Here is a 22,457-nt window from a genome sequence, read left to right as displayed (position 1 = left end):
CAGGGCCATCACAGGGTCAGATGGAACTGGAGCAAGGGGTATTGTTGTGCCTTTTCAGCCAGGTCCATGGCCCGTTGGTCACAGGACGTGACATGGCGGGCTGAACGAGATAAAAACAATTACTGACTGATAAATAAAATCGATTTATCGTATTTCACTAATAAGCTCAGCTTGTAACAGGTGCTGCGATGTCGGTCTCCCATGCTCAGTTGAAAGCGTTTCATGCCGTTGCCCTGCACGGCAGCTTCACCCGCGCCGCCGAACGGTTGTTTCTCACCCAGCCGGCGATCTCCGATCAGGTGCGCAAGCTTGAGGAGCGCTTCGGTGTATTGCTGTTCAATCGCAACAAACGCTCGGTGCAATTGACCGATCTGGGCGAACGCCTGTTGGCGATCACTCAGCGCTTGTTTGTCTGCGAAGCCGAAGCCCACGAACTGCTCCAGGACTCCCGTGCCCTGCAGACCGGAACCCTGGTCCTGGCGGTTGATGCGCCGGTGCATGTGCTGCCGCAAATTGCGCAGTTCTGTGAGCAGTACCCGGGCATCAGCGTCAAAATCGAGACCGGTAACACTGACGAGTCGCTACTGAGACTATTCAATTATCAGGCCGACCTTGCCTTGCTTGGCCGAGATGTCGATGACGAACGCCTCCTCTGCGTACCGATGCGCAGCGACCCGATGGTGGCTTTCGTTTCACACAACCATCCCTGGGCTAGCCGTGGCTCGATCAGCCTGGCCGACCTCGATGACACGCCACTCGTGCTGCGCGAGCCGGGATCAGTGACCCGCCAGACCCTGGAAGAAGAAATGCAACGCGCGGGCCTGCGCATCCGCCCGGCGATCCAGGTGGAAGGCCGGGAAGCGGCGCGCGAAGCGGTAGTGGTGGGCATCGGCGTGGGCGTGGTATCAGCCGCCGAATTTGGTGCCGACGCGCGGGTTTGCGCCTTGCCGATCGTAGATTGCCAGCGCCGCCTCACCGAGACCCTCGTGTGCTTGCGCGAACAAAGCTCACGACGCCTGGTGGCCACCTTTCTGCAAATGGTGCGAGACAGCCTCTGACACCATCGCGTCCACATCTTCAAGCCGGCAAGGCCGGCTCCCGCAACAGTTGGAACCTGCTCTGGTGGGGCAAGCCCTTTGCTTACTTTGGGGCGACTGGCCAAAGTAAGGCACCGTAAGGGCGCAACGGTGACTAAGCGCCACCACCGCAAATGGATCTACCCGCAAGTCCCAACGCCGCAGCCCTCCAGAATCAAGCCATTTTAAGCACGGCCGCATCCCTCCCCCGTGCCACCGCCTGAGCCGCCACCAACATCGCCCGCAACAACACTGCACAACCATCAGCCAGATCCTGAGGTGCAGCGTTCTCAATTTCGTTGTGGCTGATCCCCCCCTCACAAGGCACAAAAATCATACCGGCGGGTCCCAATTCAGCGAGAAAAATTGCATCGTGGCCAGCGCCGCTGACAATCTCCATGTGCGACAGCCCCAGCCCCTTTGCCGCACTGCGTACCGCCTCGACACACTCCTGATTGAAATACAGCGGCGGAAAATCTGCCGTCGGCGTCAAGGTGTACTGCAACCCATGTTGCGCACAGGTACTACTGATCACATCGCGAACCTGGGCAATCATCGACTCAAGACGTGGCGGCTCCAGGTGGCGAAAATCCAGGGTCATGCGCACTTCACCGGGAATGACATTGCGCGAACCCGGATAAGCCTGCAGGCAACCGACGGTCCCGCAGGCATGCGGCTGGTGCTCAAGGGCCACTCGGTTCACTGCCGCTACCACCACACTGGCACCGACCAGGGCGTCCTTGCGCAGGTGCATGGGCGTTGGCCCGGCGTGCGCCTCAACACCACGCAGCGTCAAGTCGAACCACTTCTGACCCAGCGCGCCGAGTACCACGCCAATGGTCTTGTGCTGGTCCTCCAGAATCGGCCCTTGCTCGATATGCGCCTCAAAATAGGCTCCCACAGGATGACCACTGACCGCCCTGGGCCCAGCGTAGCCAATGGCCTTGAGCGCCTGGCCGACACTGATGCCTTCTGCGTCGACCTTGGCCAGGGTTTCTTCCAACGTGAACTTCTCGGCGAACACCCCCGACCCCATCATGCACGGGGCAAAGCGCGAGCCCTCCTCGTTGGTCCAGACCACCACCTCCAGCGGCGCCTCGGTTTCGATGTTCAAATCATTGAGGGTACGCATCACCTCAAGGCCAGCCAGCACGCCAAAGCAGCCGTCGAACTTGCCGCCAGTGGGCTGGGTATCGATATGGCTGCCGGTCATCACCGGTGGCAAGTGCGGATTGCGCCCCGCACGGCGGGCGAAAATATTGCCGACGCCGTCGATACTGACGGTGCAGCCAGCCTCCTCGGTCCACTTGATGAACAGGTCACGGGCCTGACGGTCCAGGTCAGTCAGCGCCAGACGGCACACCCCACCTTTGACCGTAGCCCCGAGACGGGCAAGCTCCATCAGCGATTGCCACAAACGCTCGCCGTTGATGTGCCGATGGGTTGATTGCAAAACGTCCTGTGCTGTTTGCATGGTGTTCTCCTGCATCTGCTGCCGAGCCTCTGCGGGCTATCGGCACTACACGGTGGGTTTGAGGTGGGTGGCACGCGCGCCCTTCAGTTGCCCGAGCCCGTAATAGATCAGCCCGCCCAGGGCGGAGCCGGTGAACCAGCCAAAATCGTAGAACCAACTGAACGCCGTGCTCTGCAACGACAACAGGGTCAAGACGACCGGAACGCCAAAGGCGATAAAGCCGCTCACGTTCCAGGCTGGATAGACGTCATCGCGGTACAGCCCCGCCAGGTCCAGGGTTTGCCTGCGGATCAGGAAGTAGTCCACCACCATGATGCCGGCAATCGGTCCGAGCAGGCTCGAATAGCCAAGCAACCAGTTGGAATAAACGCTTTCCAGGCTCACGTCGCTGACGATCCAACCAAGTTTTTTCAGCAGCTCATGCCCCATCAGCAGCAGGCCGACCACGCCGGTCAGGAGCACTGCCAAGGTCCGCCCGATCCACTTCGGCGCCAGGTTCTGGAAGTCGTTGGTTGGCGACACAATGTTCGCCGCGGTGTTGGTCGACAAGGTGGCGATGATGATCAGTGCCATGGCCAACGCCACCCAAACCGGGCTCTGGATATGCCCGATCAGGCTGACCGGATCCGACACCGTTTGCCCGACCAGCGACGCCGAGGCCGCGGTCAATACCACACCGAGGGCAGCGAACAGGAACATGGTCAGCGGCAGGCCGAAAATCTGTCCGAGAATCTGGTCCTTCTGGCTTTTTGCGTAGCGGCTGAAGTCTGGAATGTTCAGCGACAGGGTGGCCCAGAAACCGACCATGGCGGTGAGTCCGGCAAAAAAGTAGCCGTAGACACTGGCACCTTCCGGACGCTTGGGTGGCTGGGCCATCAGCTCGCTGATCGACACGTTCGGCAAGGCCCACACCAGTAGCCCGGCACCGACGAGAACCAGCAGCGGCGCCGAGAGGGTTTCCAACCATTTGATCGACTCGGCACCGCGCAGCACCACCCACAGGTTCAGGCACCAGAACAGCATGAAGCCGATCACCTCGCCGGTACCGCCAAGCGCCTTCCAGTCCGCCGACAAGGTACCGAGAAACAGGTGAATAGCCAGGCCACCGAACATGGTCTGAATGCCGAACCAGCCACAGGCCACCAGGGCACGGATCAGACATGGCACGTTGGAGCCGATGATGCCGAAGGAGGAGCGCAGCAACACCGGAAAGGGAATGCCGTACTTGGTACCGGGAAAGGCATTGAGTGTCAGCGGAATCAGCACCACGGTGTTGGCCAGCAAAATGGCCAGTAGTGCTTCGCCCACGGTCAAGCCGAAGTACGCAGTGAGCACCCCACCGAGGGTGTAGGTCGGCACGCAAATCGACATGCCAACCCACAGTGCGGTTATGTGCCATTTGTTCCAAGTGCGGTCCTGCACCTTGGTCGGCGCGATGTCATGGTTGTATCGGGGGCTGTCGATGACGTCGCTGCCGGCGTCGAGTTCATACAAGCCATCACGTTCACGCACTTGCGATCTGGTCTGCTGCATGGTCGCTCCACTGTTTTTGTGTTTTTGGAGGTACTTGCACTGGCATAGGGGCAATCACGGGTGCCCATGAGAAATCTTGACCATTTCCACAACCTGTCAAGAACGACAGGACCACTGGTCGTTTTGTTGAGGCATCGAAAATCAAAACAAATCCATAAATATCAATCAGTTATGGCGAATATAGGCTTATAAATTAAATATTTGCCCAATCCTGAAACCGCTACTAGATTCATTTCCTGACAGCAGTGACAGGTTTTGACCTACGCTGCTATGAGTACAAAACCTAGAGCCGGTATCAACCGGTCAAGCCTGCGAGGAGCATCTGATGACGCTTATGATTCGTGGCGCCACCCTGATCACCCATGAGGAAAGTTATCGTGCCGACGTGCTGTGTGCCGACGGTGTGATCAAGGCCATCGGCACCGACCTCGATATCCCCAACGGCTGCGAGATTCTTGACGGTAGCGGCCAGTACCTGATGCCTGGCGGCATCGATCCGCACACTCACATGCAGTTGCCTTTCATGGGCACGGTGGCCAGCGAGGATTTCTACAGCGGTACCGCTGCAGGCCTTGCCGGGGGTACTACCTCGATCATCGACTTCGTCATTCCCAACCCACAGCAATCATTGCTCGAAGCCTTTCATCAGTGGCGCGGCTGGGCAGAGAAATCTGCTTCAGACTATGGCTTTCACGTGGCCATCACTTGGTGGAGTGACGCAGTGCGCGAGGAAATGGGCGAGTTGGTCAGCCAGCACGGGGTCAACAGCTTCAAGCACTTCATGGCCTACAAAAATGCAATCATGGCGGCCGACGACACCCTGGTTGCCAGCTTCGAACGTTGCCTGGAACTGGGCGCCGTGCCGACTGTGCATGCCGAGAACGGTGAGCTGGTCTATCACCTGCAACGCAAACTGCTTGCCCAAGGCATCACCGGCCCCGAAGCCCACCCATTGTCGCGCCCCTCGCAAGTCGAGGGCGAGGCGGCCAGCCGCGCCATTCGCATTGCCGAAACCCTGGGTACTCCGGTCTACCTGGTACACGTGTCGACCCGTGAGGCACTGGATGAGATCAGCTATGCCCGGGCCAAAGGTCAGCAGGTCTACGGCGAAGTGTTGGCCGGGCACTTGCTGCTCGACGACAGCGTTTACCAGCATCCGGACTGGCAGACCGCGGCGGGTTACGTAATGAGCCCGCCCTTCCGCCCGCGCAAGGAAGGCCATCAGCAAGCGCTGTGGGGTGGCCTGCAGTCAGGCAATCTGCACACCACTGCTACCGACCACTGCTGCTTTTGCGCCGAGCAGAAAGCCGCTGGCCGCGACGATTTCAGTCGCATCCCCAATGGTACCGCCGGTATCGAGGATCGAATGGCGGTGCTATGGGACGAAGGTGTGAACAGTGGCCGATTGTCGATGCAGGACTTCGTCGCCCTGACCTCCACCAACACGGCGAAAATATTCAACCTGTTCCCGCGCAAGGGCGCCCTGCGCGTAGGCGCCGATGCCGACCTGGTGCTCTGGGACCCGCAAGGCACTCGAACCATCTCGGCAGCGACCCATCATCAACAGGTCGACTTCAATATTTTTGAAGGCAAGACTGTTCGCGGCATCCCCAGCCACACCATCAGTCAGGGCAAGCTGGTCTGGGCCAACGGTGACCTACGTGCCGAGCGAGGCGCTGGGCGCTACATCGAACGGCCGGCGTATCCGGCGGTATTCGACTTGCTGAGCAAGCGTGCCGAGCATCAGCGACCGATTGCGGTCAAGCGCTGAAGTACTGAGTTCCCTGAACGCCGAGGGCTGTTGGACGCGGATGCATTCGCTCCCACTGTAATCGGCGCACGCAAAAATAAAAAAAAAGAGGAAACCACCGTGATCGAGTCCCTCAACCACCTCCCCCGACCGTCTACCGACAACGCCAGCCTGGCCGAGCACTTCAGTGACCTGGCGCCTGCGCTGAATGCCCGCCAGGCCGCAGTCGAGGCTTCCCGCTGCCTGTACTGCTACGACGCCCCTTGCGTCAATGCGTGCCCAAGCGACATCGACATTCCCTCGTTCATCCGCAACATTCACCAGGAAAACGTCCAGGGCGCAGCAGAAAAGATTCTCTCGGCCAATATCCTCGGCGGCAGTTGCGCCCGGGTCTGCCCGACCGAAATCCTCTGCCAGCAAGCCTGCGTGCGTAATCATCACCAGGAATGCGCCCCCGTATTGATCGGCCTGCTGCAACGCTATGCACTGGACAATGCCGAGTTCAAAGAGCATCCCTTTCAGCGCGCTGCCAGCAGTGGCAAGCGCATCGCCGTGGTCGGCGCCGGGCCTGCCGGTTTGTCTTGCGCACACCGCCTGGCCTGGCACGGCCATGACGTGGTGATATTCGAAGCACGGCCCAAGGCCGGCGGCCTGAATGAGTACGGGATTGCCAAATACAAAGTGGTCGATGACTTCGCCCAGCGCGAGGTGGATTTTGTTCTGCAGATCGGCGGCATCGAGATTCGTCATGGCCAAGTGCTGGGCGAAAACCTCAGCCTGGGCGAGTTGCAGCAACAGTTCGATGCGGTATTCCTCGGCCTGGGTCTGGCCGCCAGTCGCCAATTGGGCCTGGCCGATGAAAGTGCACCCGGCGTGCTGGCCGCTACCGACTACATCCGGGAACTGCGCCAGACCGACGACCTGAGCACTCTGCCCGTCGCTGACCGCTGCATCGTCCTTGGCGCCGGCAACACCGCCATCGACATGGCAGTACAAATGGCCCGCCTTGGTGCCCGTGACGTCAACCTGGTTTACCGCCGCGGCTTTGAGGACATGGGTGCCACGGAGCATGAGCAACATATTGCCAAGGAGAACCAGGTACGCCTGCTGACCTGGGCGCAACCCGAGCAGGTGCTGCTCGACGATCAGGGTCGAGTGCGTGGCATGCGCTTCGCCCGCACCCGCTTGAGCGAGGGTCGCCTGCACACTACAGGGGAAACCTTCGAATTGGCTGCCGCTGCCATTTTCAAAGCCATCGGCCAGACGTTCGACGACCACGCCTTGAGCGACAGCAGCGCCCAGGCGTTGGCCCGTGATGGCGAACGCATACGCGTCGATGAGCACATGCGTACCAACCTTCCCGGTGTTTACGCCGGGGGCGACTGTACCCACCTGGGCCAGGACCTTACCGTCCAGGCGGTGCAGCACGGCAAGGTTGCCGCCGAGGCCATCCATGCGCAACTGATGCTCAATGTGGAGGCTGCATAATGGCTGACCTATCGATCGAATTTGCCGGCATCAAGGCGCCCAACCCGTTCTGGCTGGCCTCCGCACCGCCTACCGACAAAGCCTACAACGTGGTCCGTGCCTACCAGGCCGGCTGGGGCGGCGTGGTCTGGAAAACCCTGGGTGAAGACCCGGCGGCGGTCAACGTGTCGTCGCGTTACTCGGCCCACTATGGGGTCAACCGCGAGGTCATGGGCATCAACAACATCGAGCTGATCACCGACCGCTCGCTGGAGATCAACCTGCGGGAAATCACCCAGGTCAAAAAGGACTGGCCTGACCGGGCACTGATCGTGTCGTTGATGGTGCCTTGCGAGGAAGCGTCGTGGAAAGCCATTCTGCCGCTGGTGGAAGCCACCGGCGCCGACGGCATCGAACTGAACTTCGGCTGCCCGCACGGCATGCCTGAACGTGGCATGGGGGCGGCAGTTGGGCAAGTGCCTGAATATGTCGAGCAAGTCACCCGTTGGTGCAAGATGCACTGTTCGCTGCCGGTGATCGTCAAACTTACGCCCAACATCACCGACATCCGTCAGTCTGCCCGCGCAGCCCATCGTGGCGGCGCCGACGCAGTGTCGCTGATCAACACCATCAATTCGATCACCAGTGTCGACCTCGAACGCATGGTCGCCCTGCCCATTGTCGGTGACATGAGCACCCACGGCGGCTACTGCGGCTCGGCGGTCAAACCGATTGCCCTGAACATGGTCGCCGAGATTGCCCGTGATCCAGCGACGCGCGGCCTGCCGATCTGTGGCATCGGCGGAATTGGCAGTTGGCGCGATGCGGCCGAGTTCATCGCCCTGGGATGCGGCGCCGTACAAGTCTGCACGGCAGCGATGCTGCACGGCTTTCGCATCGTCGAAGACATGAAAGACGGCCTCTCGCGCTGGATGGACAGTCAAGGCTATCGCAGCCTGCAAGAATTCAGCGGTCGTGCCGTTGGTCACACCACCGACTGGAAGTTCCTGGATATCAACTATCAGGTCATCGCCAAGATCGATCAGGATGCCTGCATTGGCTGCGGCCGCTGTCACATCGCTTGTGAGGATACGTCGCACCAAGCTATCGCCAGCCTGCGCCAAGCCGATGGCAGTCATCGCTACGAGGTGATCGACGCCGAATGCGTGGGCTGCAACCTGTGCCAGATCACCTGCCCGGTCCAGGACTGTATCCAGATGGTGGCGCAGGACACCGGCAAGCCGTTCCTCGACTGGCAACATGACCCGCGCAACCCTTACCGCGAAGCCTCCTGAGGCGGGGGCATGAACAACAAGGGAGGATCAGTGATCCTCCCTTGTTGTTTGAACTCAATGCATGTCACTGCGCCGATACAGGCTCAAGCCTACCGCCAATGCCGCCAGCATTCCGGCGCAACTGCGGTTGATCCACTGCATGGTGCGGGCCGAAAAGCGCCGCATGGCGTGTCGGCCGCCATAGGCATAGACCGCCATCATCACACCGTCCAGGGCTGCACTGGTGATCGCCAGCACCAGGTATTGCTCGGCTACCGGCTGATCCGGGCGGATGAACTGCGGCAGGAAAGCGGAAAAGAACAACAGCCCCTTGGGATTGGACAAACCAACGAACAGCGCCCGCAGGAACGCCGAACGGCCAGTGGCGCCGGCATTCATTGGCACACGCTCAAGCGCATTGCTTGGCGCACGCCATAGCACCCAGGCCAAGTACAGCAAGTACACGGCGCCGACCCATTTGACCAGGCTGAACAACTGTTCCGATGTTTGCAGCAGCGCCCCGAGGCCGCAGCCAACGGCAGCGATCAGGATCAAGTCGGAAAGCATTGCCCCGGCCATGCCGAAGCCAGCCACGCGCATGCCATGGCTGGCACCATTATTGAGCGCCAGGAGCATGGCCGGACCCGGGGTAATCATCACCGCACTGGCGGCAACGACGTAGAGCAACAGTGTGGAAGCGTCCATGGCGGTTTTCGCAGGCAGAAAAACGCCAGAATGCCTGTTCGATGCGGTCAGGACAATACCTGTTATCGGCCCGCACCAGACTTCGACACTTTGCCTTTATCATGGGGTGAACAAGGAAAATCAACCCAAGGAAGTGATTGTCATGCTGTACCGCCTGAGCGCCGATGGTCTGGTGCTGTTTCACCTGTCGTTCATTTTGTTCGTGCTGTTCGGCGGCTTGCTGGCGCTCAAATGGCGCGGTGTGCTGTGGTGGCACTTACCCGCCGTGTGCTGGGGCATCGCCGTGGAGTTTTTGCACCTGTACTGCCCGCTGACCGACTGGGAAAACCATCTGCGTCAGGCCGCTGGCCAGGCTGGCTATGAAGGCGGGTTCGTCGAGCATTATATCCTGCCGGTCATTTACCCCGCCGGGCTAACGCCCGGCATTCAGGTCTTGCTGGGCTCGGTGGTGGTGCTGGTCAATGCCGTGGTCTACGTGCTGGTCATTCGTCGCTGGCCACGCCGCCAACTGACGTAGCCACTGCGACTTACGGTTCCAGCCCGATGCCGCGCAAAATAACGCTGGTGACCGTCTGCACCGCCCGCTCGAACTGCAGTTCAGTCAGTGGCTGGTGGTCATTGAGCAAACCAACCTGGTGACTGAAGTCGGCATAGTGCTGGGTCGAAGCCCAGATCATGTACAACAGCCCCGACGGCTCCACCGCGATGATGCGACCGTCGTCGATCCACTGACGAATCTTCGCCTCTTTCATCTTCGCCCAGTCATACAGCGGATCGTCCAGCGCCGCGCCCAGGTTGGGCGCGCCGTGGATGATTTCGTTGGCCCAGACCTTGGAGCCAAAAGGACGGGTGCGCGAATGGTTCATTTTTGCGCGAATGTAGCTGCTGAGCACGATGCGTGGGTCGTCATAGAGTTCGAAGCACAGTGCATCCTGCTTCCACACTTCCAGCAGGCCGAACAGCACGGCCTGATACAACTCGGCCTTGGTGCTGAAGTAATAGTGCACATTGCTGCGCGGCAACTGCGCCGCTTCGGCGATATCGGCCATGGCGGTGCCTGCGAAGCCTTTTTCGGCAAAGACCTGCTCGGCTGCCAGAAGGATGTTGTCGACATTGCGTTGGCGAATGCTGAGCTTGTGCCGGGTCATGACCAGATCCATTGCGACTGACACTGCAAGGCTAACATCAGTACTGCAGATTCGTGCGTCACCGGCAAAAAAGTTGTGTCGACGCAGGGATTTTTCTCGTGGTCGGCAGTCGCAATACTGCACACCTCTTATCACCAGCCCTCCCCAGGAGCCCTTTCATGTCCATTCCTCTTCTTGGCCTCGGTACGTTCCGTCTCAAGGACCAGGTCGTTATCGACTCGGTCACCCAGGCGCTGGAGCTCGGCTATCGAGCGATCGACACTGCCCAGATCTACGGCAACGAAGCTGAAGTCGGCACCGCCATCGCTGCCAGCGGCGTAGCGCGTGAACAACTGTTCCTGACCAGTAAGATCTGGATCGACAACCTCAGCGCCGACAAGCTGATTCCGAGCCTTAAGGAAAGCCTACAGAAGCTCAAGACCGATTATCTGGACCTGACCCTGATTCACTGGCCTTCCCCCAAGGGCGCCGTGGCGGTCAGTGAGTTCATGAGCGCGTTGGCCGAGGCCAAAGCCCAGGGCCTGACCCGCCAGATCGGCGTTTCCAACTTCACCATCGACCTACTGCGCCAAGCCATTGAGGTGGTCGGTAAAGACGCCATCGCCACCAACCAGATTGAACTGCACCCTTATCTGCAAAACCGCAAACTGGTCGAGTTCATGGCAAGCCAGGGCATCGCTGTGACCTCGTACATGACCCTGGGCTATGGCAAAGTCCTGCAAGACCCGGTCATCCAGGCTATTGCCAGCCAACACCAAGCCACCCCGGCGCAAGTCACCCTGGCCTGGGCCATGCAGTTGGGCTATGCGGTAATCCCGTCCTCGACCCGTCGCGAGAACTTGGCGAGCAATCTCAAGGCGGCCGAGCTTAAGCTCAGCAGCGATGAAATGGCGCAAATCGCCGCCCTCGACAGCGGCCTGCGCCTGACCAATCCTGAAAGTCTGGCGCCTGCCTGGGACTAATCGTGATCGCTACAGGCCTGCGCCAGCTTCAGGTAGCGCAAGGTGTGTTGCTGGCCGGCGGAGTCGAGATAGACCATGCTGGCCTGCACCACATCGCAGAGCTCGGAGACCGGCTCGCTCATGCTCACTACTCGGGCGATATCCAGTGGCATCCCGTACTGGTAGACAGCAGTTGATTCAGTAGCCTGGGCGCTGGCAGTAAGCACCAGGGCAAGGCACAACAGAGTTCGCAGGTACATGGCGACGCTCCTGTAGGACAAGAGGTTCGCCGACACGTCGGAGAACCCCGACCTTTAAAGTGTGGCGCGCCCACGCCCAAACGTCGCGCCAGGGGATCAACGGCAAAGGCTGGGCAGATCGGCTAATCTGCACGCCTGACAATTGCCTGCGAAACTGCCCCCACCATGGAACTCCATATCAGCCTGCACGGCAGCAAAGGCTTGGCCGAGCAGCTCTACCAGCAACTGCGCGAAGGTATCGACAGTGGGCGCCTGGCGGCAGGCACGCAGTTACCGCCGACGCGGCTGCTTGCCGAGCAATTGGGGGTGTCGCGCAAGACCGTGGCCGACGCCTATTCGCGCCTTACCTATGACAACCTGCTCAGCGGCAAGGTTGGCAAGGGCACTTTCATTACCCCCAGCGCACCGCGTTTACCCCCAGCGCCCGCAGCCCTGCCCCTGGCCAGCGCCGCAACGTTGGAAAAATGGCGCTCACGCGCCCACCTGCTGGCAGACCTTGCGCCCAGCGCTTCGCGTTACGACTTCATCGGTGGGGCGTCGAGCAAGGCGCAGTTTCCATTCGATGACTGGCGCCGCTGCAACCAGTACGCGCTACGCCAGATACGCCGCGGCAGTGCGCGCTATGCCGCCCATCAAGGCTTGCCGGAACTGCGTGAAGCCATCGCCCGACACATCGCCTTTGCGCGCGGTGTGCGTTGCGACAGCGCCGATGTGTTGGTTTGCAACGGCGCCCAGCAAGCGCTGGATCTGATTGCTCGGATACTCATCGAACCGGGTTGCAAGGTGGCCATGGAAGATCCCGGCTACACCCCGGCACGCCAGTTGTTCCTATCCCAGGGCGCGCGACTGCAGTATGTGCCAGTAGACGAACAAGGTCTGTGCGTCGAGCACATCGAAGAAGGCACGCGGCTGATTTATGTCACACCCTCGCATCAGTTTCCATTGGGTATGCCCATGAGCCTGGCACGTCGCCAAGCCTTGCTGGAGCGCGCGGCGGCACTGGGCGCAATCATTATCGAGGACGACTACGACAGTGAGTTCCGCTACGAGGGGCGCCCCACTGACGCCCTGCAGAGCATGGACCGGCACGGTTTGGTGGCGTACGTCGGGACCTTCTCGAAAACCTTGTTGCCCGAGCTGCGCCTGGGCTACACCATCGTTCCGCAGGCCCTGCGCGAAGCCATCTGCACCGCCAAGCAATTGACCGACTGGCACACCCCGACCTTAAGCCAGTGGGCCCTGGCCAGTTTTATCAACGAAGGCTCGCTGCTCAAACACATCCGCCGCGTACATGAGGTGTATACCGCCCGCCGCCAGCGAATCCTGCATCGCCTGCACGGCGATCTGGCACCTTGGTTCGAGGTGATACCGGCCACCGCTGGCTATCATTTAAGCGCCCTGGCCAAGCATGACCTGGACGTGGACTTTTTGATCAATATGGCGCGCAAGGTCGACGTTGGCCTGTACTCATTGGCGCCCTTTCATGTTCAGGCGCCGGTGCGTCCGGGCCTGCTGTTGGGTTTCGGTGCCATTGAACTGCTGGACATCGACCCGGCACTGGACCGGGTGCGTGACACCCTGCAGGCAATCGGCTGATTGGCCTCCTGAGATTGGCAGTGATTGGCTATTCGAGCAGCGCCGCCTCAGGGTTAAGGTAACGTCATCGCCGCCTGATGCGGACCTTAACGGAGAGAACCAGTGAGCAATCGTATCGAGTGGGCCAAACATTCACCTGAAGCCTACAAAGCCATGGTCGGCCTGGAAATGGCCCTGGGCAAGTCCGGCCTGGAAACCTCACTGCTGGAACTGATTCGCCTGCGTGCCTCGCAGATCAATGGCTGCGCCTACTGCGTCAACATGCATGCCAATGATGCACGCAAGGCTGGAGAAACCGAGGCGCGCCTGCAAACCCTCAGCGTGTGGGAAGAAACCGCTTACTTCACCCCGCGCGAACGTGCCGCCCTGGCCTGGACCGAAAGCCTGACCCACCTGCCCGAGCTGCGCGCACCCGAGCAGCAGTACCATGCCTTGCTCGAACACTTCAGCGAAGCCGAAGTGGCCAACCTGACCTTGGCCATCGCCACCATCAACGCCTGGAACCGCTTCGGCGTCGGCTTTGCAATGATTCCAGGCTGACGGCCAGCGACTGCGATTAGCCAGCCGGGGTCGGCATCACCGGTGGTGTGTACTGCAAAGTCGTGCCCAGGAACCATAACAGGAACAGTACCAATGGTACGTGCACCAGCAACTGCACGAACGAGAAGCCGATCAGATCGCGCGCCTTCAGGCCCAGTACGCCGAGCAGCGGCAGCATGTAAAACGGGTTGATCAAGTTCGGCAGCGCTTCAGCGGCGTTGTAGATCTGCACCGCCCAGCCCAGGTGGTATTGCAAGTCGTTGGCCACGAGCATCACGTACGGCGCTTCGATGATCCATTTGCCGCCACCGGACGGAATGAAGAAGCCCAGTACCGCCGAATACACGCCCATCAACACCGCGTAGGTGTCGTGAGAGGCGATTTGCACGAAGAAGGTCGAGATGTGGTGGGCCAAGGTTTGCGCATCAACGCCCTGAACTTGGGTGAGGATCGCCGCAATCGAGCCATACAGCGGAAATTGGATCAATACTCCGGTGGTGGTCGGTACCGCGCGGGTCACTGCATCGAGGAAGCTGCGTGGGCGCCAGTGCAGCAAGGCACCCAGCATGATGAACAACAGGTTGTAGGTGTTCAGCCCGGAGATGGCGGTTATCGCAGGCTTGGTGCTGAATTCGTTGTACAGCCACCCGGCCGCCAGCGCCACCAATAGCAGAATCAGAATCGGGCTGTACTCCAACCATTCACCCGGGCGGGTACGCTCAGGCGTGGGTGGCGCCGAAAAACTTGGATCAACGCCACAGTCTTCAGCGCTACGAGCGCTGGTCGGCCCTGGCGCCGTGGCATACGCCACCACCAGTGAAACCACCACCAGCGCCGCCAGCATCACACCCGACTGCCAGAGGAAAATGGTTTCGGTGAACGGGATCACCCCGGTGATTGCCAGGATCGAGGGCGGCAGGCTGGCCGGGTTGGCCTGCAACTGCGCTGCCGAAGAGGAAAGCCCCAGCGCCCACACCGCCCCTAAACCCAGGTAGGCGGCAGCACCGGCAGCACGGTAGTCCATGCGCAAGTCGGCACGACGCGCCAATGCCCGCACCAACAAGCCACCAAACACCAGCGACAGGCCCCAGTTGAGCAACGAGGCCAGCATCGAAATCAGCGCCACCCAGCACACTGCCGAGCGGCCGTTTTTCGGGATGCGCGCCAGACGGTCGATGAGTTTCACCGCAGGTGGCGAGCTGGCCACCACATAGCCGCCAATCACCACGAAGGCCATTTGCATGGTGAACGGAATCAAGCTCCAGAAACCGTCGCCAAAAGCCTTGGCGGTATCGGTGGGCTTGGCGCCCATTGCCAGGGCGGCGACAGAAACCAGTACCACTGCCAGGGCGGCGAACACCCAGGAATCGGGGAACCAGCGTTCAGCCCAGTTTGAACAGCGCAAGGCAAAGCGCGCAGAGCGGCTGTCTTGAATATCAGCGGCCACAGGGTATTCCTTTTGTTGGTTTTATCAGAACGACTGAAGGGCCCTATCGCCGACAAGGCCGACTCCGACAGAGGAATGCGTGGTTCGTCTGTCGGAGCCGGCCTTGCCGGCGATAGAGCCTGCAAAAACAGTGAAACGTCAGGTCAGAACGTCATCTCTTTCACATCATCCGGCACGATCAACTTGCCGGCGGTTTTCTCGATGATTTCTTCAACCGTCACCCCAGGAGCGGTCTCGCGCAGGATGAACGCGCCGTTTTCGATTTCCAGGTAGGCAAGGTCAGTCAGTACCTTGCGGATGCAGCCTGCACCGGTCAGCGGCAAGCTGCACCGAGGTAGCAGCTTGGACTCGCCGTCCTTGGAAGCGTGAGTCATGGTGACGATGATGTTGTCGGCACCGGCCACCAGGTCCATGGCGCCGCCCATGCCCTTGACCAGCTTGCCGGGGATCATCCAGGAGGCGATGTTGCCTTCCACATCTACCTCGAAAGCGCCCAGCACGGTGAGGTCGACATGACCGCCGCGGATCATGGCGAAGGATTCGGCAGAATTGAAAATCGATGCTCCGACACGCGCAGTCACGGTCTGTTTGCCGGCGTTGATCATGTCGGCATCAAGCTGCGCTTCGGTCGGGAATTCGCCCATGCCCAGCAGGCCGTTTTCCGATTGCAGCATTACATCCATGTCCGCTGGGACGTAGTTGGCCACCAGGGTCGGGATGCCGATGCCAAGGTTGACGTAGAAGCCGTCCTGGAGTTCGCGGGCGACGCGCTGGGCCATTTGTTCGCGGGTAAGTGCCATGGTCAGTATCTCTTTGTTGTTCTGTTCGGGGACGGTTCAGGCTTTGAGGGTGCGTTTTTCGATACGCTTCTCGAAGGTGCCGACAATCACCCGGTCGACATAGATACCCGGGGTATGAATTTCAGTTGGCAGCAATACACCCGGCTCGACGATCTCCTCGACCTCGACCACGGTGATCTTGCCGGCAGTAGCGGCCAGCGGGTTGAAGTTCTGCGCGGTATTGCGGTACACCACGTTGCCGTAGTGATCGGCCTTCCAGCCTTTGACGATGGCGAAGTCGCCAGTAATGGCTTCTTCAAGGATGTATTTGCGGCCGTTGAACTCGCGCACTTCCTTGCCTTCGGCAACGGGCGTGCCGTAGCCGGTAGCGGTGAAGAACGCCGGAATGCCGGCGCCGCCTGCGCGCATTTTTTCCGCCAGGGTGCCTTGCGGCGTCAACTCTACATCCAGCTCGCCACTGAGCAGCTGGCGCTCGAATTCGGCGTTTTCGCCCACATACGAGGCAACCATCTTGCGAATCTGATGGTCTTCAAGCAGTACGCCCAGGCCAAAGCCATCGACGCCGCAGTTGTTCGAGACCACGGTCAGACCCTTGACGCCACGACGCTTGATTTCGTTGATGAGGTTTTCCGGGATACCGCACAGACCAAAACCACCAGCCAGTACGGTCATGTTGTCGGTCAGGCCTTCAAGAGCCTGTTCATAGGTTGCTACGCGCTTGTCCAGTCCGGCCATGCTGATCCGCCTTTTGTAGTTGTTTAACCGACGGGGGTGTCGGCGAGCGTTTGTCCCATCTTCACCCCAACGAACTTATTTGTTAATTTTGTTTTTATGTTTGTTTGATTAATTTTTCAAAAGAATAGACCACAGCAATGAACGTCAAGCAGCTGCGCGCCTTTGTCACCGTCGCCAAATACCAGAGCTTTGCCCAGGCCGGCGAGCATCTGCACCTGTCGCAACCGGCCTTGAGCCTGACCATCAAGGCCCTGGAAGACAACCTCGGCGGCGCCCTGTTCAGCCGTACTACCCGCAGCGTCAGCCTGACGCCGGAGGGTGACGTGCTGCTACCTCTGGCGCGGCAGTTACTCGCCGATTGGGACAATACCGAAGAACTGCTACGCCAGCGTTTCACCCTGCAATTGGGCCGTGTATCGATCGCCGCCATGCCGGCGTTTGCGGGCAACTTGTTGCCTGCGGTGCTGAAGGTATTCCGCCAACGTTATCCTCGGGTCAATGTCACGGTGCATGACGTCATCAACGAACAGGTGCTGGAACTGGTACGCCATCGGCGCGTCGAACTGGGCATCGGCATTGAACCGGAGTCTAGCGCACCCCTGCTGTTCAAGCCGTTGTACCTGGACCGTTTTGTCGCGGTGGTACCCACCGAATCCCCTCTGGCCCAGCAAGCGCAGGTGAGTTGGCGCGAACTGCTGGCCGAGGATTTCATTGCCCTACAACGACCGTCGGCAGTGCGACTGCTGCTCGAACAACACCTGGCTGCCGAGCATGGCAAGCTGGCGGTGGCCTTCGAGAGTCATCAGCTTTCGACCATCGGCCGCATGGTTGCCAATGGTCTGGGCGTGAGCGCAGTGCCGGCCTTGTGCATCGGCCAGATGCAAGAGCTTGGCGCCCGTTGTGTGCCGCTGGTCGAGCCAATCATCGAGCGACGCATTGGCGTCTCCCTGCTCGCCGACCATAAACTCTCGGCAGCAGCCCAGGCGTTGCTGGATGTACTACAGGAACAAACCCGTCCCCAGGAGGTGAAATGCGCACAGTGAAGCTTGCCGGCAAAGACGTTCCAATCATCGGCCAAGGTACCTGGTACATGGGTGAAGACCCGCACCAGCGCGGCCGCGAAGTGGCGGCCCTGCAGCACGGTATCGACCTGGGCCTGACGCTGATCGACAGCGCCGAAATGTACGCCGATGGCGGCGCGGAGGAAGTCGTCGGCCAGGCCATTGCCGGGCGCCGCGACCAGGTGTTCGTGGTCAGCAAGGTGTACCCTCATAACGCCAGCCGCAACGGCGTTCCGGCGGCCTGCGAGCGCAGCCTGAAGCGCCTGGGCACCGATTTTATCGATCTTTATCTGCTGCACTGGCGCGGCCAGTACCCGCTGGAAGAAACCGTAGAAGCGTTCGAGCGGCTGCGGGAGGCGGGCAAGATTGGTCGTTGGGGGGTGTCGAACTTCGATGTTGACGACCTGCGCGAGCTGGGCAGTTCCGACTGCGCGGTCAACCAGGTGCTCTACAACCCCAGTCAGCGCGGTATCGAGTTCGACTTGCTGCCCTGGAGCCAAAAGCGTCAGATGCCGACCATGGCCTACTGCCCTTTGGCCCAGGCCGGGCGTTTGCTCAAGCACCCTACCCTGATCGATATTGCCGAGCGCCACGGTGCTACGCCAGCACAGGTGAGTCTGGCCTGGGTTACGCGCCAGGCGGGCGTTATCGCCATTCCCAAGGCAGTGGAGCCTGAGCATGTACGCCTGAATGCGGCGGCGGCCAGCCTGAACCTGAGCAGTGAAGACCTGCGTGCCATCGATCGGGCCTTTCCAGCGCCAACGCGCAAGCAGCACCTGGCGATGGTTTGAAGCAGTAAAGCGCATCTCCCTGACTTGAGGCGACCCTGAGTCGCCTTGGGCAGAAAACCGATAATAATCGGTATCACTACGGCTGAAGTGTCGAATTTAATCGACAACAGAAACTACCGGTCGCCAGGCCAAAATCCGCGCAATAGAGCCATTTCCCCACATTTCTCGGCAAAAAACCGATCACATCGATACACATTTTGTCAGAATTTAATTGACACACCTCTCCCACACTTCTTATTTTCCCCCTCGCCTCACCACTCAAAAATAATTCAAACAAATACGGGCAAGCGCCATCCATCATGCCAGTCTCTTCGTCTGCACCTTCACCTGACACCCAATTCAAAAAGACCTTGAAACTCTGGCAGGTGGTCATCATTGGCCTGGCCTACATCGCCCCGATGACCGTTTTCGACACCTTCGGCATTGTTTCCGGGATCACCGATGGACACGTCCCCAGCGCCTACGTGCTGGCCCTGCTCGGCATCCTCTTCACTGCCGTAAGCTACGGCGTACTGGTGCGTCGCTTTCCCGAAGCCGGTTCGGCCTATACCTACACACGCCGCGCCATCAATCCTCATGTCGGCTTTCTGGTGGGCTGGTCGTCATTGCTCGACTATCTGCTGCTGCCCATGGTCAACGCCCTGCTGGCCAAACTCTACTTGTCGGTGATGTTCCCGGAAGTACCGGCCTGGGCCTGGGTCGTGGGTTTTGTGACGATCATGAGCCTGATCAACATCCGCAGTATCAACCTGGTAGCCAACTTCAACACCCTGTTCGTGGCCATCCAGGCCGTCATCATCGGCGTATTCATCTACCTGACCGTGCGCGGTCTGCACAGTGGCGAAGGGTTAGGCACTACCTGGAGCCTGATGCCGTTTGCCGCTGAGGACACCCATTTCAATGCACTGGTCGCTGGCGCCACCATCCTGTGCTTCTCATTCCTGGGCTTCGACGCGGTCACCACGCTGTCCGAAGAAACCGAGAACGCCGAAAAGGTCATTCCGCGCGCTATTTTCCTGATTGCGCTGATCGGCGGCTTGGTGTTCATCATCGTCTCGTTTTACATCCAGTCGTTTTTCCCAACCATGGACCGCTTCCAGGATCACGAGGCCGCCTTGCCGGAAATCGCCCTGTATGTCGGCGGCAAGCTGTTCCAGTCGATCTTCATTTGCTGTACGTTCATCAACACCCTGGCTTCAGGCCTGGCCTCACAAGCCAGCGTATCGCGCCTGCTGTATGTGATGGGTCGCGACAATGTCATCCCCCGACGCTACTTCGGTCGCCTGCATGACAAGTGGAAAACCCCGGTCATCAACATTGCCATCGTCGGCTTCATTTCTCTGTCGGCGATATTCTTCGACCTGGTGACCGCGACTTCGGTGATCAACTTTGGCGCGTTGGTAGCCTTCAGTTTCGTCAACCTCTCGGTGATCGTACACTGCTACCTGCGTGAAGGCTGCAACAAGACCCTGGGCGACAAATTCAAGTATCTGGTGGTGCCGACCATTGGCTTTTGCATCATTGCCATCCTCTGGCTGGACCTGGATGAGCACTCGCTAATATTTGGTGGGGTCTGGGCAACGCTAGGGGTTCTGTACCTGGTCTACCTGACTAAAGCCTTCAAGGTAGCGCCGCCCAGCTTCATTGCCGAGTAACAAGAAATGGCCCGTCGACATCGACGGGCTTTCGCCGTTCAACGACCTGCCACTTCAAGGATGTCACCATGCTGCTGCGCCGCCTGCTCATTCAATGGAAGATCACCCTGCTCGCCGGCCTTTGCCTGCTGGCCATCGTGGTGTTGCTGATGGGGGCGGCTCTATTTCAATCCAGCCGCAGCGCTGCACTGGTCAATAGCGCCAATACCCAAATCCTCGATGAGAATGCCCGCCTGCGCATGCACACCTATGCCCAGTTGCAGGCCGCGCATATCCAGCGCTACTTCAAGGACACCTACCTGTATGGCAACGGCGTCTCGCACCTGATGATGGTGCTCAAGGCCCAAGGGCTCGACAACCTGCGCCAGGCGCTGACCCAGCAGGCGAAAACCGCACTGGCGGCCAATCCCGAGTTGCTTGGTCTGTACGTCGTGTTCCTGCCAAACGCCCTGGATGGCAACGATGGCGCCTTCGTTGATCAGGCCGAGGTCGGCAGCAATGAGCGCGGGCGTTTTTCCCTGTACTGGTCACAGCCGCAGCCCGGCGAACTGACGTCGGAGGCAATGCCTGAAGAGATGCTCGCCGACACCAGCCTGGGCGCCAACGGTTTCGCCTACAACCGCTGGCTGACATGCCCACTGGAAACCGGCGAAGCCTGTGTCATCGACCCCTATTTCGATACCGTTGGCGATCGCACGCCACTGATGACCAGCATTGCCATTCCGTTCAAGCAAGACGGCAAGGTCATTGGTGTGATGGGCCTGGACATCAGCCTCGACAGCTTGCAGCAACTGAGCCTCGACGGCCGCCAGGAACTGTTTGACGGCAACGGCCAGGTCAGCATTGTCAGCCCCGCCGGCCTGCTGGCCGGACACAGTCGCGACGGCAGCCAGTTGAGCAAGAAAATCGACCAGGTATTCGGCCAGCAAGCCAGTACCCTGGCCGCCCAGATGCGTGCAGGCAAAGCAGCGGAGTTGAAAGACAACGGCATGCTGCAGGTCAGCCAGCCATTTGCCCCGGTCCCCGGCGCGCAGCCTTGGAGTGTCCTGCTCGAGGTGCCCGAGCAGATCCTCCAGGCCCCCGCGCTGGCGCTCAACACTCGTCTGGATGCCGCCAACAACAGCGCCAACCTCAACAGCCTGCTAATGGCCCTCGCTGCCGCCATCGTGGGCCTGATCGTGATCTGGATGACCGCCCGAGGTGTAACCCGGCCGATTCTTAACGTTGCCGCCATGCTCAAGGATATTGCCAGCGGTGAAGGCGACCTCACCCGCCGTCTGAACTACCCGCGCCAGGACGAGCTGGGCGAACTGGTCGGTTGGTTCAATCGCTTTCTCGACAAGTTGCAACCAGTAATCGCCGACGTCAAAGCCTCGGTGCAGGATGCTCGCAGTACCGCCGACCAGTCGGCAGCCATCGCCAGCCAGACCAGCGCCGGCATGCAGCAGCAATACCGTGAAGTCGATCAGGTGGCCACCGCCTCACAGGAAATGAGCGCCACCGCCCAGGACGTTGCACGCAACGCAGCTCAAGCCGCCGAAGCGGCCCGCGGCGCCGACGTGGCTACTCGCGAAGGCCTGGAGCTGATCCGCACCACCACCCATGCCATCGAGCAGCTTGCCTGTGAAATGACCGCCGGCATGGACGAGGTGCAGCAACTTGCCGACCGCAGCGAACAGATTGGTTCGGTGCTTGAAGTGATTCGCGCCATTGCCGACCAGACCAACCTGCTGGCCCTTAACGCTGCCATTGAAGCCGCGCGCGCTGGAGAAGCCGGCCGTGGTTTTGCCGTGGTTGCCGATGAAGTGCGCAACCTGGCGCGCCGCACCCAGGACTCAGTGGATGAAATTCGTCTGGTAATCGAGGGACTGCAACAAGGTACTCGCGAAGTAGTCGGATCGATGCACAGCAGCCACCGCCAGGCCCAGGGCAGCGTGAGCCAGGCCGAGCAGGCCGTGCCGGCGCTGCAGCGGATCAGCGATGCGGTGGCGGTGATTACTGATATGAACCTGCAGATAGCGTCTGCCGCCGAGGAGCAGAGCGCCGTGGCTGAGGAAGTGAATCGCAACGTTGCCAGCATTCGTGACGTAACCGAGTCGCTCTCCGGGCAAGCCGAGGAATCGGCACAAATTAGCCAGGCGCTGAACCGCCTGGCCAATCACCAGCAGGGCCTGATGGCGACGTTCAAGGTGTAGCCATCAGCC

At 60.1% G+C, this 22,457-nt stretch carries 20 protein-coding genes and 1 pseudogene; 13 read left to right on the top strand and 8 right to left on the bottom strand.

The features are described from left to right. Window positions 1-188: 188 nt before the first annotated feature. A complete protein-coding gene (locus D3Z90_RS10050; protein WP_136475593.1) occupies window positions 189-1,058 on the top strand; it encodes a LysR family transcriptional regulator in 870 nt (289 codons plus the stop codon). Window positions 1,059-1,251: 193 nt separating this feature from the next. Here D3Z90_RS10050 and D3Z90_RS10045 read toward each other — a convergent pair whose 3' ends face one another. Next, a complete protein-coding gene (locus D3Z90_RS10045; protein ID WP_136475592.1) occupies window positions 1,252-2,550 on the bottom strand; it encodes a Zn-dependent hydrolase in 1,299 nt (432 codons plus the stop codon). Window positions 2,551-2,595: 45 nt separating this feature from the next. Next, window positions 2,596-4,083 carry an NCS1 family nucleobase:cation symporter-1 gene (locus tag D3Z90_RS10040; RefSeq protein WP_136475591.1) on the bottom strand — a complete coding sequence of 496 codons (1,488 nt, stop codon included), beginning with the start codon at window positions 4,081-4,083 and terminating at the stop codon, window positions 2,596-2,598. Between the two features lie 325 nt (window positions 4,084-4,408). Between D3Z90_RS10040 and hydA the strand changes: the two genes are divergently transcribed. The 3 genes from hydA to preA all read left to right on the top strand — a co-directional run bounded on the left by hydA (window position 4,409) and on the right by preA (window position 8,595). Continuing rightward, window positions 4,409-5,854, top strand: a complete 1,446-nt coding sequence (hydA, locus tag D3Z90_RS10035) for a dihydropyrimidinase (protein WP_136475590.1) — start codon at window positions 4,409-4,411, stop codon at window positions 5,852-5,854. A 99-nt stretch (window positions 5,855-5,953) separates the two neighbouring features. Next, complete coding sequence (locus D3Z90_RS10030) at window positions 5,954-7,321, top strand: NAD(P)-dependent oxidoreductase (RefSeq protein ID WP_168198453.1); 1,368 nt, start codon at window positions 5,954-5,956, stop codon at window positions 7,319-7,321. Continuing rightward, a complete protein-coding gene (gene preA / locus D3Z90_RS10025; protein WP_178084211.1) occupies window positions 7,318-8,595 on the top strand; it encodes an NAD-dependent dihydropyrimidine dehydrogenase subunit PreA in 1,278 nt (425 codons plus the stop codon). Before D3Z90_RS10030 ends, preA begins: the two co-directional genes overlap by 4 nt. 54 nt (window positions 8,596-8,649) lie before the next feature. On the opposite strand, the gene D3Z90_RS10020 is transcribed toward preA, so the two are convergent. Continuing rightward, window positions 8,650-9,279: a LysE family translocator gene (locus D3Z90_RS10020; protein WP_136475588.1), complete on the bottom strand. Its 630-nt coding sequence runs from the start codon at window positions 9,277-9,279 to the stop codon at window positions 8,650-8,652. 142 nt (window positions 9,280-9,421) lie between these two features. Here D3Z90_RS10020 and D3Z90_RS10015 point away from each other — a divergent pair, with 142 nt between their 5' ends. Beyond that, complete coding sequence (locus D3Z90_RS10015; RefSeq protein WP_136478908.1) at window positions 9,422-9,796, top strand: DUF2784 domain-containing protein; 375 nt, start codon at window positions 9,422-9,424, stop codon at window positions 9,794-9,796. A 10-nt stretch (window positions 9,797-9,806) separates the two neighbouring features. Here D3Z90_RS10015 and D3Z90_RS10010 read toward each other — a convergent pair whose 3' ends face one another. Continuing rightward, window positions 9,807-10,427, bottom strand: coding sequence for a TetR/AcrR family transcriptional regulator (locus tag D3Z90_RS10010; RefSeq protein ID WP_136475587.1), 621 nt, complete (start codon window positions 10,425-10,427; stop codon window positions 9,807-9,809). A gap of 158 nt (window positions 10,428-10,585) precedes the next feature. On the opposite strand from D3Z90_RS10010, the gene dkgB reads away from it, so the two are divergent. Further along, complete coding sequence (dkgB, locus tag D3Z90_RS10005; protein ID WP_136475586.1) at window positions 10,586-11,389, top strand: 2,5-didehydrogluconate reductase DkgB; 804 nt, start codon at window positions 10,586-10,588, stop codon at window positions 11,387-11,389. Here the strand turns inward: dkgB and D3Z90_RS10000 are convergent. Continuing rightward, window positions 11,386-11,628, bottom strand: a complete 243-nt coding sequence (locus D3Z90_RS10000) for a DUF2790 domain-containing protein (RefSeq protein WP_136475585.1) — start codon at window positions 11,626-11,628, stop codon at window positions 11,386-11,388. The two genes, dkgB and D3Z90_RS10000, sit on opposite strands and share 4 nt — an antisense overlap. Before the next feature lie 165 nt (window positions 11,629-11,793). On the opposite strand from D3Z90_RS10000, the gene D3Z90_RS09995 reads away from it, so the two are divergent. Further along, a complete protein-coding gene (locus tag D3Z90_RS09995) occupies window positions 11,794-13,224 on the top strand; it encodes a PLP-dependent aminotransferase family protein (RefSeq protein WP_136475584.1) in 1,431 nt (476 codons plus the stop codon). A gap of 102 nt (window positions 13,225-13,326) precedes the next feature. Continuing rightward, complete coding sequence (locus tag D3Z90_RS09990; RefSeq protein ID WP_136475583.1) at window positions 13,327-13,764, top strand: carboxymuconolactone decarboxylase family protein; 438 nt, start codon at window positions 13,327-13,329, stop codon at window positions 13,762-13,764. A gap of 16 nt (window positions 13,765-13,780) precedes the next feature. On the opposite strand, the gene D3Z90_RS09985 is transcribed toward D3Z90_RS09990, so the two are convergent. From D3Z90_RS09985 to D3Z90_RS09975, 3 genes are all read right to left on the bottom strand, one after another. Then, window positions 13,781-15,211 (bottom strand): short-chain fatty acid transporter, encoded by a 1,431-nt coding sequence (locus tag D3Z90_RS09985; protein WP_136475582.1) that lies wholly within the window; start codon window positions 15,209-15,211, stop codon window positions 13,781-13,783. 143 nt (window positions 15,212-15,354) lie between these two features. Further along, a complete protein-coding gene (locus D3Z90_RS09980) occupies window positions 15,355-16,011 on the bottom strand; it encodes a CoA transferase subunit B (RefSeq protein WP_136475581.1) in 657 nt (218 codons plus the stop codon). Between the two features lie 36 nt (window positions 16,012-16,047). Beyond that, window positions 16,048-16,746, bottom strand: a complete 699-nt coding sequence (locus D3Z90_RS09975; protein WP_136475580.1) for a CoA transferase subunit A — start codon at window positions 16,744-16,746, stop codon at window positions 16,048-16,050. A 137-nt stretch (window positions 16,747-16,883) separates the two neighbouring features. Between D3Z90_RS09975 and D3Z90_RS09970 the strand changes: the two genes are divergently transcribed. The 5 genes and pseudogenes from D3Z90_RS09970 (at window position 16,884) to D3Z90_RS27345 (ending at window position 22,448) form a co-directional block, all read left to right on the top strand. After that, window positions 16,884-17,789, top strand: coding sequence for a LysR family transcriptional regulator (locus D3Z90_RS09970; protein WP_136475579.1), 906 nt, complete (start codon window positions 16,884-16,886; stop codon window positions 17,787-17,789). Then, complete coding sequence (locus D3Z90_RS09965; RefSeq protein WP_136475578.1) at window positions 17,777-18,598, top strand: aldo/keto reductase; 822 nt, start codon at window positions 17,777-17,779, stop codon at window positions 18,596-18,598. Before D3Z90_RS09970 ends, D3Z90_RS09965 begins: the two co-directional genes overlap by 13 nt. A 299-nt stretch (window positions 18,599-18,897) precedes the next feature. Further along, window positions 18,898-20,253 (top strand): APC family permease, encoded by a 1,356-nt coding sequence (locus D3Z90_RS09960; protein WP_136475577.1) that lies wholly within the window; start codon window positions 18,898-18,900, stop codon window positions 20,251-20,253. Window positions 20,254-20,321: 68 nt separating this feature from the next. Next, window positions 20,322-21,590: pseudogene (locus tag D3Z90_RS27350) on the top strand (HAMP domain-containing protein); the annotation flags it as partial. 102 nt (window positions 21,591-21,692) lie between these two features. After that, window positions 21,693-22,448 (top strand): methyl-accepting chemotaxis protein, encoded by a 756-nt coding sequence (locus D3Z90_RS27345; protein WP_371922315.1) that lies wholly within the window; start codon window positions 21,693-21,695, stop codon window positions 22,446-22,448. Window positions 22,449-22,457 lie beyond the last annotated feature (9 nt).

The organism is Pseudomonas sp. DG56-2, assembly GCF_004803755.1.
Taxonomy (GTDB): Bacteria; Pseudomonadota; Gammaproteobacteria; order Pseudomonadales; family Pseudomonadaceae; genus Aquipseudomonas; species Aquipseudomonas auratipiscis.
This window is presented reverse-complemented; position numbering and strand designations above follow the sequence as displayed.